The 12258-nt window shown below is 62.0% G+C and carries 12 protein-coding genes; 9 read left to right on the top strand and 3 right to left on the bottom strand.

Annotated elements, in window-relative coordinates:
- From R3217_09085 to R3217_09060, 6 genes are all read left to right on the top strand, one after another.
- Nucleotides 1-270, top strand: a 270-nt coding sequence (locus tag R3217_09085) for a hypothetical protein (GenBank protein ID MDX1455595.1), incomplete at its 5' end; no start/stop codon positions are given.
- On the top strand, nt 267-647 hold the full coding sequence (locus R3217_09080) for an MGMT family protein (GenBank protein MDX1455594.1): 381 nt from the start codon (nt 267-269) through the stop codon (nt 645-647). The genes R3217_09085 and R3217_09080, both read left to right, overlap by 4 nt.
- 108 nt (nt 648-755) lie before the next feature.
- A complete protein-coding gene (locus R3217_09075) occupies nt 756-1334 on the top strand; it encodes a hypothetical protein (protein MDX1455593.1) in 579 nt (192 codons plus the stop codon).
- A gap of 22 nt (nt 1335-1356) precedes the next feature.
- On the top strand, nt 1357-1941 hold the full coding sequence (locus R3217_09070) for a penicillin-binding protein activator LpoB (GenBank protein ID MDX1455592.1): 585 nt from the start codon (nt 1357-1359) through the stop codon (nt 1939-1941).
- A 64-nt stretch (nt 1942-2005) separates the two neighbouring features.
- Nucleotides 2006-3298: a hypothetical protein gene (locus R3217_09065; GenBank protein MDX1455591.1), complete on the top strand. Its 1293-nt coding sequence runs from the start codon at nt 2006-2008 to the stop codon at nt 3296-3298.
- A 24-nt stretch (nt 3299-3322) separates the two neighbouring features.
- On the top strand, nt 3323-4312 hold the full coding sequence (locus R3217_09060) for an LPP20 family lipoprotein (protein ID MDX1455590.1): 990 nt from the start codon (nt 3323-3325) through the stop codon (nt 4310-4312).
- Here R3217_09060 and R3217_09055 read toward each other — a convergent pair.
- Nucleotides 4302-4673, bottom strand: coding sequence for a hypothetical protein (locus R3217_09055; protein MDX1455589.1), 372 nt, complete (start codon nt 4671-4673; stop codon nt 4302-4304). The genes R3217_09060 and R3217_09055 overlap by 11 nt on opposite strands.
- Nucleotides 4674-4878: 205 nt before the next feature.
- Here R3217_09055 and R3217_09050 point away from each other — a divergent pair, with 205 nt between their 5' ends.
- The gene (locus R3217_09050) at nt 4879-7452 is read left to right on the top strand and encodes an EAL domain-containing protein (protein MDX1455588.1); all 2574 of its coding nucleotides are present in this window, start codon (nt 4879-4881) and stop codon (nt 7450-7452) included.
- Nucleotides 7453-7524: 72 nt separating this feature from the next.
- Here the strand turns inward: R3217_09050 and R3217_09045 are convergent, their stop codons facing one another.
- The gene (locus R3217_09045) at nt 7525-9975 is read right to left on the bottom strand and encodes an acyl-CoA dehydrogenase (protein ID MDX1455587.1); all 2451 of its coding nucleotides are present in this window, start codon (nt 9973-9975) and stop codon (nt 7525-7527) included.
- A 267-nt stretch (nt 9976-10242) separates the two neighbouring features.
- Nucleotides 10243-11109 (bottom strand): carboxylating nicotinate-nucleotide diphosphorylase, encoded by an 867-nt coding sequence (gene nadC, locus R3217_09040; protein MDX1455586.1) that lies wholly within the window; start codon nt 11107-11109, stop codon nt 10243-10245.
- 217 nt (nt 11110-11326) lie between these two features.
- Between nadC and R3217_09035 the strand changes: the two genes are divergently transcribed.
- Complete coding sequence (locus R3217_09035; protein MDX1455585.1) at nt 11327-11911, top strand: Fe-Mn family superoxide dismutase; 585 nt, start codon at nt 11327-11329, stop codon at nt 11909-11911.
- A gap of 86 nt (nt 11912-11997) precedes the next feature.
- Nucleotides 11998-12189, top strand: coding sequence for a DUF1289 domain-containing protein (locus R3217_09030; GenBank protein ID MDX1455584.1), 192 nt, complete (start codon nt 11998-12000; stop codon nt 12187-12189).
- The last annotated feature ends 69 nt before the right edge of the window (nt 12190-12258 follow it).

Here is a 12258-nt window from a genome sequence, read left to right as displayed (position 1 = left end):
GACATGACCGGCACGGTTGTCGAAGACACCGCCTGGGCCCGGACGCGCGACCTCAGTCGCCGGTGTTACCGGCAGTCGCTGCCGCCAGGCACGCCGGTCGAAAAGGCGGGCGAGAGCGGACCGCCGGTCGGGGAGGGCCGCGAGAATTTCACCGTATTGCGTGCCCACCTGCAGCATATCGACTGGCTGTTCCTGAGCATCGCAGGTCACCAGCGAGCCGAATTCATTCGCGAGGAGAGCGGCTGGCGCGGCCGCTGGCTGGCGCCGTGAGCACATGTGGCGGTGATTCAGGGAAGGTCTTTGCGGACATCGAGCAGGCCGTGCTGGCCTTGCGTCCCGGCGAAGTCACAAGCTACGGATGTATCGCCCGCCGGGCGGGCTGGCCAGGCCGGGCGCGTTACGTAAGCCGGGTATTGCGAGAATCCACGCTCGACCTGCCGTGGCATCGCGTGGTGCGTGCTGACGGCCGGATTGCCTTTCCGCAAGGTTCACAGTCTTTCCATAATCAGGTGCAACGCCTGGAGGCGGAGGGCATCTCAGTTACAAAGGGCCGCGTTTCCATTGGGAAAATCGCAGATTCGGAACGAGACCTGGACCGATTGCTGTGGGCTCCACCGGAAGACGAAGCCGCCGAGGGCGATTCGTGAAGCTGTCATCGGCAGGCCGCTGTAGCTAGACTCGGTGAAACGCCGGATTCAACGGTTACTCCCGCGGCACGCAGGTGCCTTCGGGGCATTAATGGAGAGGTAAGCAACATGAACAACGACATCGCAAACCAGAACCACTGGCTGAAGCTCGTCCTGGTGGTTTTCATCGGCCTTGGCATGGCCGCCTGCTCCAACAAGACGCGGGTCGAGAGCGATCTCGGCATCGAGGATGCCCCCGATTGGGTGAACGAAGGATCCCAGGCACTGGATTCCGATGATGGCCGCCTGATCCATGGCATCGGCATGGCGCCGAAAATGGGCGACTTCTCCTTGCAGAAGAGCACGGCCGACGATCGCGCCAGGACCGAGGTCGCCCGCGTGCTGTCGTCCTACATGGATGTCGTTTCGCAGGATTACCTGGCGTCTGCCGGGCTGGGCGAGGGCAGCGTCAACGAGCAGGTGATTACCCGCGAGATCAAGAACATCACCAACATCCGGCTGGTGGGTGCTCGCAACATCGGGCGCTGGACCAATGAGAAGAATGGCGACATCTGGAGCATCTTCGAGCTGGAGCTGGACAAGGTGAAAGGGCTGGTCGCCAGGGCCGAGAACATGGACCCGGCGTTCAAGGAATATTTCGAAAAGAACGGTGAAACCCTGTTTGACCGTTTCGTAGAGGAGAAATGAGATGCGCAGGATTGGCACTCTGATGGCGGTTGTGTTGTCGGCCACGTTGCTGGCTGCATGTGGTTCCACGCCCAAAGTACAGCGCATCGATACCGAATCGGTGACGGACCTCAGCGGCAAGTGGAACGACACCGATTCGCGTCTTGTCTCGCAGGAGATGATTGCGGACGTGCTGTCGCGACCGTGGATCGAGGAACACCGACGCACCGAAGGCAACAAGCCCACGATCATTGTCGGTTCGATTCGCAACCTGAGTCACGAGCACATCAACGTGCAGACCTTCGTTGCCGACATGGAGCGCGAGCTGATCAATTCGGGTCGTGTCGATTTTGTCGCGTCCTCGACCGAGCGCACGGGCGTTCGTGAAGAGCGCCTCGACCAGGATCTCAACTCCAGGGAAGACACGCGCAATGCCATGGGGCAGGAAATCGGTGCGGACTACATGCTGACTGGCACGATCAACACCATTGTTGATGCCGAGGGCCGCCGCCAGGTGACGTACTACCAGGTGGACCTGACGCTGATCAGCATGAAGGACAATCGCAAGGTCTGGATCGGCCAGAAGAAGATCAAGAAGGACATCCAGCGATCCAGCTATCGACCGTGACGATTGACCGGCCGTCTCGATTCGACGGCCGGCAGTCCTCGACCAGGAGCAAGCAGTGCGGGGGATGACGAGTTCAGTTGCTGGCGGCCTGAGGCTGCTGGTGGCAGGCACGTTGATGCTGATCACGACGGCATGCGTGACCTATGGCCACCAGTTGGCGTCAGTCGACAACGCCTTGCAGCAGGGCAATGTATCCGGCGCGCTGCAACTGCTTGATGCGCTGGGGGCCAGTCGACGCAACGAGGTCCTGTATCTGGTGAACAAGGGTGCCATTCTGAGAATGCAGGGAGACATCGAGGGAAGCATCGCGGCTTTCGAGGCTGCCAAACCCTTGATGCGCTTCCAGGAGGCGACCTCCATTTCCGAGACCCTCGGCGAGCTTTCCGTGGTCGAAGGTTCGGATGCCTACCAGCCGCGTCCCTTCGAGCAGCTTCACATGCGGGCCATGCAGGCGCTCAATTTCCTGGAAACGGGCGATGTCGAGAGCGCCCGCGTCGAAGCCTTGCAGATCGATGCCTTTCTCGAGCGGGCATTCGATGGCGCCGCGCCCCAGGGTGGCGATGCCTTTCCCTTGTACCTGTCCGGGCTGATTTTCGAAGCCAATGGCGAACCCGACGCCGCGCTGGTTTCCTATCGCAAGGCCTATCGGGCCTACCAGCGACAACCGGGTCCGGCCCTGATGCCCCGGGATCTCGGTGAACGGCTGGTTTACCTGGCGGACAGGTTGGGCCTGGATTCCGAGCGAGACGAGTACGCCAGGGCGTTTCCGTCCGTGTCGCTCGCCGATGTGCCGGACAGCAGGCAGCGGCAACTGCTGGTCGTCGTTGGTGCCGGGCTGGTGCCGCGTCGCGTCGAAGTGTCACAGGTCCAGCAGGACCAGTTGTCCGGCAAGATCTATCGCTTGTCCTTGCCCCGGTTGGTCAGTCGCACTTCACGGGTGGCGCAGGTCACGGCGCAGTTTGCAGGCGAGGCTGGCATCGCCGGTGAACGCGTTTCCATGCTGGAGCCTGTTGCCCGCGCGACGCTGGAAGATGAGATGCCAGGGCTGATTGCCCGCGCGATTGCCCGCAACGTCGTGAAGAATGCAGCAGCCAACCAGGCAGGCAAGGAGAGCGAAGGCCTCGAGCTGTTCGTGAATTTCGTGTCCGCGGTTGTCGAGAACGCAGACGTGCGCAGCTGGAGTACCTTGCCGGGCGAGCAATTCCTTTTGAGGGTGCCCTTGCCCGACGATGTCGGCGACGTGACCGTTTCGCTGCAGGACCGTTTCGGAGTACCGCTTTTCCAGGAGACTTTCGATGTCAGCTCGCTGGCAGAGAATCGAACCGCATTTCGCAGCCTCTACTGGCTGCAACGCTAATCGCAAGTAGCTGAGGATTTGATCATGAAGACAGCAAGCAGAATTATCTTTACCGGTGCTCTCGGATTCGTTCTTGCCGCCTGCGCGGGCGGTGATACGCGACCGGCAGCCCCGGACTGGCTGGATGGCTCGGCAGCGGATTACCCCGCCAGCAGCTACCTGACCGGTATCGGTTCCGGCGACACCCGCGATGCTGCGCGCGATCGCGCGCGAGCCGACCTGGCAAAGACCTTCCGGGTGAAGATCGACGAGTCGGCATCGGATGTCCGCAACTTCAGCCGCGGCGCCGATGGCGACAGCTATTCGCAGGAGATCAACCGCGAGCTGAACGTGCAGACCGAGCAGGTCCTGGAAGGCGTGACGGTTCCGGAGGTCTGGCAGGATCCGGCGACCCGCCAGTTCCATGCGCTGGCCGTGCTCGAGCGTGCGCGTGCAAGCCTGCGCTTGCGCCAGGAGATCCAGAGCCTGGATGCCGGAGCAGACGCCATGCTGGCAGCTGCACGCCGGAGCGATGACGTATTCGAAAAGGCGAGCATCGCCGTGCGTGTAGTGGAAAACCAACGACGTCGTGCGGTTGTGCAATCGATGTTGCAGGCCGTTGATGCAACCGGTCGTGGAACGCCACCGCGCTGGCCGCTTGGCCAGCTGGAAAGCGACCTGCGCACGGCCTTGTCCCGCATCACCCTGGAGCCAGTGGCATCCGACGAATGGAAGGGGCTACTGGCCGGCAGCCTCGGCGACAGCGGTTTCAGCCTGTCACCGGATGGCACTTACCAGGCAAGCCTGGAAGTGGAGACTGCCGAGCTGCCTAAGCGGCAGGGCTGGTTCTGGAAGCGTGCCGTCGTGTCCTTGCGGATCAGTGGCCCGGGCGGCGAGTCGCTCGGCCAGCAACGCTGGGAAATCAAGGAGTCGGCGGCTGACCCCCAGACGGTGAACCTGCGGGTGCGTCAGAAGGTGGCCGACATACTCGAGAACGAAGGGCGCGATGCCATTCTCGGTACCGTCAGGGATTGATGTCCGGTCGGGCGGTATCGGTTTCGGCGCAATGCACGTAATCGATATCGCCCGCGCTGGAAGGGCGCATCTCGCAATCGAAGTTATCGCGGCGAGCCGGTTTGTACCGCTCGCCGCTTCTGTTTGCGGCAGCGGAAATCTCGCCGGGCGAATTTTGCGACAAGGACAGTCGTTCCCAGTTCTCCCGGTTGCGATGGTTGTAAAGCTGCAAGCGGCACTCGATATAGGCTTCGGAAGGCCATTGGTAATCCCGCTGCCGGCACGCCCGGTCCTCGCTTCTGGCCACCGTCTCCACGCGTCCGCTTTCCCATTCGGCAAACAGGCTGCAGCCCCCGACCAGGAAGAGGGAAAGCGAGGCCATAAATGCTGCAATGATTTTCATCCTGCAAGGGTAAAGTCAGGTGCACGATTCAGCAAACACTGACATGGCGACGGCCAACTGCTGCTAAACTTTACATAACGCACCGCGCACGGGGCGCCTTCTGCAGGGGGGTAGGGTCATGAATACGCATCACACGCAGGTCCCCAGGGGCCTGCAGTCGTTAAAAAGGTAAGGGATCTGGCTGGTGGCGATTGCAACAATCCACAACCCGACGGTCAGCAATCCGCAGATCGACAGCAAGGTCCTGGCACAGCAGACCAACCTGCTGTTTTCTTATGCCCGGCCAGTGCATTTTGCCGCGCTCGCGGTATTCGGCCTCATCGCCTATCTCTTCAAAGGGGCCGCCGATCCGGAACTGTTCATGGCATGGGCCATCTATGCCGGTGCCGTGGAACTGATTCGACTGCTGCTGACGTTCCAGTTTCACAGTCGACACATCGTCGCGGCGGACGCCAAGAAATGGTTCCGGATATTCCGCTTCGGCAACTTCCTGAGTGCCGTGTCGTGGGGCCTGGTCGGCGTCGTTTTCTTCCCGCCGGCCGACATCGCGCAGCAAAGCCTGCTGGCCGTGATGTTGCTCAGTGTGGCCGCCCTGGCGATTCCCCTGCTGTCTTTCGATTTCAGAAGCTACCTGGTGTTTTCGAGTTTTGCCGTCCTGCCGGTCGGGCTGAACCTGATCTTCATGGGCGAGCAGTTGCCGGTGATGATCGGCCTGCTTATCTATGCCGTGCTTGTGCTGCTGTGTTTCCTTGCGTTTCGATTCAACGCCGACACGCTGGATGGCATCCGGACACGTTTTGCCTATGCGGACATCGCCGAGGAATTCGATACCGAGGTCACCACGCGCATCAATGCGGAGAACACGCTTCGAAAGGGCGAGCAGCGCGGTCGCAAGCAAAGCTACGTATTGCTGGACCTGGCAAAGGAAGAGTCGGTTGCAGCGGGCGACCTGCCGCGTGCATTGACGGTCATCACCGAAAAGGCGGCCCAGGCCATCCAGTGCACGCGCGTCAGCGTGTGGTTCTGCGAGCCGGACTTTACCGAGTTCCGTTGCGTGCACCTTTTCGATAACGGTTACCACGATGCGGCCCCGAACATCCGACTGGGTACCGGCGAGCATGCGCGACTCTACAAGCGGCTGGAGCGGATGCGCACCTTTGCGATCAGCGATACCCAGACGGACAAGCGGGCCGGTGACTTCTGGATAAATTACATTTCCCCTTATCGGGTCAGTGCAGCGCTGGGCGCACCGTTTCGCCAGGGTGGCAAGGTTCGGGGCGTGATCGTGCACGAGCATGTCGGATACCCGAGAACCTTCTCGCGAGACGAACGGATGTTTGCCTCCTCGCTGGCCGACTTCATTGCGCTTGCCATTTCGGCCTCCGGCCGCAACCAGGTGCAGGAGCAGCTGCGGCACATGGCGAATTACGATCGCCTGACCGGCCTGCCGAACCGCGCCATGTTCCATGATCGTCTCAATCACGCCCTCAGCAAGGCGCGACGGGCCAACCGCGAGATCGCGGTACTGTTTGTCGACGTTGACCGCTTCAAGTCGATCAATGATTCCATGGGTCACCATACGGGCGACCGCGTGCTGCGTTCGATTGCGAAGCGCCTCATGCGGTGCGTGAGAAGTTCGGATACCGTGGCGCGACTCGGTGGTGACGAGTTCACTGTCATTCTCGAGGAATTCGAAGACCTCGATACCGTCGTTTCCGTTTGCGAGCGCATCCTGGAAACGACAGCCGAGCCATTGGTGATAGCGGATGGCGACATGCAGCTGACCTGCAGCATCGGCATTTCGCTTTATCCGAACGACGCCAGTGATTCGGAGACATTGTTGCAGAATGCGGATACGGCGATGTACCGCGCCAAGAAGAGCGGCCGGAATGGCTACAGCTTCTTCACACCGGACATGCATACCCAGGCCGTGACACGCATGGAAAAGGAAAACGACCTGCGCAAGGCCATGCAGCGCGACGAATTCGAATTGTTCTACCAGCCGCAGGTCGACACCTCGTCGGGCAAGATGGTCGGCGTCGAGGCACTGGTGCGCTGGAACCATCCGGATCGAGGCCTGATAGCACCCGGTGAATTCATCCCGCTGGCAGAAGAAACCGGCCAGATCGTGGCGCTCGGCGAGTGGGTATTGCGAGCTGCTGCAGCCCAGGCGAGGAAATGGGAAAGACACCTTTCGCCCGATCTCCACATGGCAGTGAACCTCTCGGTAGGCCAGTTCATGCTTCGCAATGTCCCGACGCTGGTCAGCGACGTGCTGGATGAGAGCGGCGTCAAGCCTGAGAACCTGTTGCTCGAGATCACCGAAAGCCTGGCAGTCGGCGAGGCCAAGTCCACCATGGACCTGCTGAACGAACTCAAGCAGCTGGGATGCCGCCTGGCGCTGGATGATTTCGGCACGGGTTCTTCCTCGCTGACGTACCTGAAGAAGTTCCCGGTCGACATCATCAAGATCGACCGTTCCTTCGTGACCGACCTGGTCAACGATCCGCATGATGCAGCGATTGCCAGGGCAACGATCGGCCTGGCCAAGTCGCTGGGCCTGCTGGTGGTTGCCGAGGGCGTGGAAACCGACGTGCAGAAATCCTGGTTGACCGAGGAGGGGTGTGACGTCATGCAGGGTTTCCTGTTCGCGCGCCCCCTGAACAGTTCGGACCTGGAGGAGTGGTACCGCGAACGGGTCCTGTTGCTGGCCGAGGGCAGTACCGGACAGGAAGGCGCAAGTCGATCGCTGAATTGAACGGGCGAAACCCGCAGGCAAAAAAAGACCCCGCATCGCGGGGTCTTTTCGTTGCAGCGTGTCGACCGGCAATCAGCCGTTGGCGGCTGCCCGCTTCGGCGCTGCAGAGCTTGCGCCGTAATAATCCGGCGGGAACTCGTCCGTCAGGATTGCCTCCAGCGTGGCCTCGGCACCTTCGCGGATGGTCGCGGCCTCGGTCTCGCTGATCACGCCCTGCTTGATGCCCTCGGCGAGGCTGTCTTCCAGGTTGACCGGGTTGAGACGGACCTTGAGACCCTTCTCGAGCTTCTGCTCCAGCGGCTCGGAAGCCAAAACCTTGTCGAGCGCCACTTCCATGCGGCCAACCGGATCGTTCGGATCGCGATTCAGGTAGGCGCCGCGGGTCAGGCGATCACGCGCCGCCGACGGTACCATCAGGAAGTCCGCCAGCTTGTGGCCAAGCTTGTCGCTCGGGCGCTTGTAGGAGCGGCCGAACGGCATCACGGCCAGCTTCAGCAGCGGACCCATCCAGCTGATCGGGTAGTTGCGCAGGATTTCTTCCATGGCGTCCTGCATCTGGAAGAGCGAATCCTGCAGGGCCCACTCGGCCATCGGCAGGTCGTCGGCCGGGCGACCTTCGTCTTCGAAAGTCTTCAGCACGGTCGATGCCAGGTACAAGTGACTCAGTACGTCGCCAAAGCGCGCCGACAGCTTTTCCTTGCGCTTCAGCTCGCCACCCAGCAGCAGCAGGGTGACGTCGGCGAGGAAAGTGAACGCAGCGCTGACGCGGGTCAGCTGGCGGTAGTACTTCGTCAGCGGACCAGCCGACGGTGCCGATACGAAGCGGGCACCGGTAATGGCCATCCAGAAAGCTCGCACCTTGTTGCTGGCGGTGAAGCCGATGTGGCTGAACAGCGCCTTGTCGAACGCGATGCGCGCGCGGTTCTCGTCCTGGTCGTAGGCGGCTTCCAGTTCCTTCAGCAGGTACGGATGGCAGCGGATGGCGCCCTGGCCGAAGATGATCATCGAGCGCGTCAGGATGTTCGCACCTTCCACGGTGATGGCGATCGGTACGCCCTGGTAGGCGCGGCCAAGGTAGTTGCGCGGGCCGAGAATGACACCACGACCGGCGTGCACGTCCATGGCATCGTCCAGGATCTGTCGCATGCCTTCCGTACCGTGGTACTTCAGGATGGCCGACAGCACCGGCGGCTTGGAACCGGCGTCGATCGCGGCGGCGGTGACACGGCGTGCCGCATCCAGGCGGTAGGTGTTGCCGCAGATGCGCGCCATGGCTTCTTCGATACCTTCGAACTTGCCGATCGGCGTACGGAACTGCTTGCGGATGCGGGCATAGGCACCGGTCATGCGCGAGGACAGCTTGCCGGCGCCGACACCCAGTGCCGGCAGCGAGATGGCGCGGCCGGCGGACAGGCAGTGCATCAGCATCTTCCAGCCTTCGCCGATGTACTCCTGGCCACCGATCAGCATGTCCATCGGAATGAACACGTCCTTGCCGCGGGTAGTGCCGTTCATGAACTTGGCATCCAGCGGATTGGCGCGGTTGCCGATTTCGACGCCCGGCATGTCGGTCGGGATCAGCGCGAGGGTGATGCCCAGCGACTTCTTGTCACCCAGCAGGCCGTCCGGGTCATAGGCCTTGAAAGCCATGCCCAGCAACGTGGCGACCGGCGCCAGGGTGATGTAGCGCTTGTCCCAGGTGACGCGGAAGCCCAGCGTCTTCTTGCCCTTGTACTCGCCTTCGCAAACGATACCGGTGTCCGGGATCGCGCCGGCGTCCGAGCCCGCATGCGGGCTGGTCAGGGCGAAGCAGGGGATTTCCTCGGCATTGGCCAGGCGCGGCAGGTAGTAGTCCTGCTGTTCCTTGGTGCCGAAGTTGTGCAGCAGCTCGCCGGGGCCGAGCGAGTTCGGGACCATGACGGTCACGCCCGCGGTCAGCGAGCGCGTGGCAATCTTCATGACCACTGCGGAGTTCGCCTGAGCGGAGAACTCGAGGCCGCCGTGTTCCTTCGGGATGATCATGCCGAACAGCTTGTGCTTGGCGATGAAGTCCCAGGCTTCCTTCGGCAGGTCGTGGTCTTCGGCGGTGATCTTCCAGTCGTCCAGCATTTCGCAGAATTCGTCGACCGGGCCGTCAATGAATGCCTGCTCTTCCTCGGTCAGGGTGGCGGCCGGTGCGTCCAGCAGCTTCTTCCAGTCCGGCTTGCCGGTGAACAGCTCGCCATCCCACCAGGTGTCACCCGCTTCCAGGGCGATCTGCTCGGTGGTCGACAGCGGCGGCAGCACCGAGCGGAACCAGGTCAGCAAGCGGTTCGAAATCAGCGCGCGGCGCAGCGGCAGCACGTTCAGCACCAGCAGGATGGGTGCAGCGATGTACCAGGCCAGCCAGGGCGTACCCGCCATGGCGCCATAGCCCAGCAGGCCGCCGACAATCGCCAGCGTCCAGACCAGCAGCGGGGCGCGGAAGTAGGACAGCGCGCCGGCTGCGACAAGAATTACCAGAACCGATGTAATACCGGACATGGAACGTCTCCTTTGATGTTGTACATCCCTGTTGATCGATAGCTTGCTCGCCCGACCCTCGTGGGGCCTCGCATTGGGCAGTTGCCGTAGCGACCGTGGCAAGCAGTGTGCAGCGTCCTTGGTTGCTGCGCCTTGAGGTAAATCAATGCGACCGTGGCGTGTCTCGATGGCTCCGGTGAAACGGCCGGGTCGTCACGTCCTGCCTGGAACCAGGCAGATTCAAACAGGTGTTTGAACCACCGACTATATCAACTTTATGGAAAAAAATCAGAGCGTGAAACGGAACGACAGGTCCACCGCGCGGACATGCTTGGTCAGCGCCCCGATGGAGACGAAATCCACCCCGGCCTCGGCCACCTCCCGGAGGCCTTTTTCGTCCATGTTGCCGCTGGCTTCCAGCCTGGTGGCGCTATTTTGCGCATTCCGTTGTTGCACCGCAGCGCGGGTGGTGTCGAGGTCGAAATTGTCCAACATCACCACGTCTGCGCCCGCCGCCAGGGCCGCCGCTAGCTCGTCCAGCGACTCGACCTCGACTTCCAGCACCACGTTCGGCGAGCGCTCGCGACCCTGTTTCACGGCCGCGGCAATGCTGCCGGCGGCGGCGATATGGTTTTCCTTGATCAGGATGGCATCGAACAGGCCAATGCGGTGATTGCTGGCGCCGCCCACGGCGACGGCATATTTCTGCGCCAGGCGAAGGCCCGGAATGGTCTTGCGGGTATCCAGGATCCGGCAGCTTGTGCCGGCCACGATATCGGCGTAATGCCTTGAAATCGTTGCGGTTCCTGACAGGGTCTGGAGGAAATTCAGCGCCGTGCGCTCGCCGGTCAGCAGTGCCCGGGCCGGGCCCGAAAACCGCGCTATCACCGTATCCGGTTCGACCTTGTCGCCTTCGGTAACCAGCCATTCGACTTTGATGCCGCCATCCATCGCAGCGAAAGCGGCATTCACCCAGGGCTGGCCACAGATCACCGCGGCTTCGCGGCAAACCAGGCTGGCGCTGCCAGCGGCATCGGCAGGGACCAGTGCAGCCGTGAGATCGCCATTGGCGATGTCGCCCGCCAGGTCCTCGGCCAGCGCGGCGCGCACCTGGGCGTCGATGTTGTCGGGCAGCTTGGGCGTGTTGTCGTGCATGCGTCCTCTCGGGGCCGGTTCTTGCGGGCTCGGTTGTGCCAAAAGCGGGCCGGACTGTACAATGACTGTCTCAAAAACGCGCAAATTACTGTTTTTGCGCGTTGCTGGCTGGCCCTCAATATGGATCTGGATGCGCCCGCATTCTAGCCGATTCCGGACCCCGGGGTCGCCTCAGCCAGGCCACCGAATTCACCCGATCCCGAACTGGAGAGACGCAATGAAACACGAATTGCCTGAACTGCCGTACGCCAAGGACGCCCTCGCGCCGCACATTTCGGCCGAAACCCTGGAATTCCACCACGGCAAGCACCACAACGCCTATGTCACCAAGTTGAATGACATGATCCCGGGCACCGAGTTCGAGGACATGTCGCTGGAAGACATCATCAAGAAGGCCGAGGGTGGCCTGTTCAACCAGGCGGCCCAGGTCTGGAACCACACCTTCTACTGGAACTCCCTGAGCCCGAACGGTGGCGGCAAGCCGGAAGGCGACCTCGCCAAGGCCATCGACGACAGCTTCGGTTCCTTCGACAAGTTCAAGGAACAGTTCATCGCCGGCTGCATGGGCAACTTCGGGTCCGGCTGGGGCTGGCTGGTCAAGCAGGCCGACGGCAAGCTTGCCATCGTCCAGACCGATGATGCCGACACCCCGATCCGCTCGGGTGATGTCACGCCGTTGCTGACCTGCGATGTCTGGGAGCATGCCTACTACATCGATTACCGCAACGCGCGTCCGAAGTACCTGGATGCCTTCTTCGAGCTGGTGAACTGGGAGTTCGCCGCGAAGAACTTCGCGAGCTGATCGACGCCTGAGCAGGGGCCCGGCTGCGCCAGCGGCGCACCGGGCCTTTTGTTGGTTTGCCCCGAACGGACGCCCCGAAGGACACCATGGAAATCACCGCTGAATCACCCTGTGTCGGTATCTGCGTCGTCGACGAGGTCGATGTCTGCGAAGGCTGTGGTCGTCACGTGGATGACATCGCCGGCTGGATGGGTATGAGCGAAGCGCAGCGCGTCGCCGCCAACGAGCGAGCGATCAAGCGCCTGCGCGAGCGGCTGGACCAGGACGGGACAGGATGACGCAGCGGCCTGCTGGCCTATACTGAGTCCACAATCCAGGAGGAGGCAGGGCATGCGACAGGCAGCACG

The sequence above is a fragment of the Gammaproteobacteria bacterium genome (assembly GCA_033720895.1).
Taxonomy (GTDB): domain Bacteria; phylum Pseudomonadota; class Gammaproteobacteria; order Natronospirales; family JAJUFS01; genus JAWWBS01.
This window is presented reverse-complemented; position numbering and strand designations above follow the sequence as displayed.

What these genes read in the sequence shown, in the direction of transcription:
- R3217_09075 (MDX1455593.1), top strand. Translation starts at nt 756, where the DNA reads ATGAACAACGACATCGCAAACCAGAACCACTGGCTGAAGCTCGTCCTG.
- R3217_09070 (MDX1455592.1), top strand. Translation starts at nt 1,357, where the DNA reads ATGGCGGTTGTGTTGTCGGCCACGTTGCTGGCTGCATGTGGTTCCACG.
- R3217_09065 (MDX1455591.1), top strand. Translation starts at nt 2,006, where the DNA reads ATGACGAGTTCAGTTGCTGGCGGCCTGAGGCTGCTGGTGGCAGGCACG.
- R3217_09060 (MDX1455590.1), top strand. Translation starts at nt 3,323, where the DNA reads ATGAAGACAGCAAGCAGAATTATCTTTACCGGTGCTCTCGGATTCGTT.
- R3217_09055 (MDX1455589.1), bottom strand. Translation starts at nt 4,673, where the DNA reads ATGGCCTCGCTTTCCCTCTTCCTGGTCGGGGGCTGCAGCCTGTTTGCC.
- R3217_09045 (MDX1455587.1), bottom strand. Translation starts at nt 9,975, where the DNA reads ATGTCCGGTATTACATCGGTTCTGGTAATTCTTGTCGCAGCCGGCGCG.
- nadC (MDX1455586.1), bottom strand. Translation starts at nt 11,109, where the DNA reads ATGCACGACAACACGCCCAAGCTGCCCGACAACATCGACGCCCAGGTG.
- R3217_09035 (MDX1455585.1), top strand. Translation starts at nt 11,327, where the DNA reads ATGAAACACGAATTGCCTGAACTGCCGTACGCCAAGGACGCCCTCGCG.
- R3217_09030 (MDX1455584.1), top strand. Translation starts at nt 11,998, where the DNA reads ATGGAAATCACCGCTGAATCACCCTGTGTCGGTATCTGCGTCGTCGAC.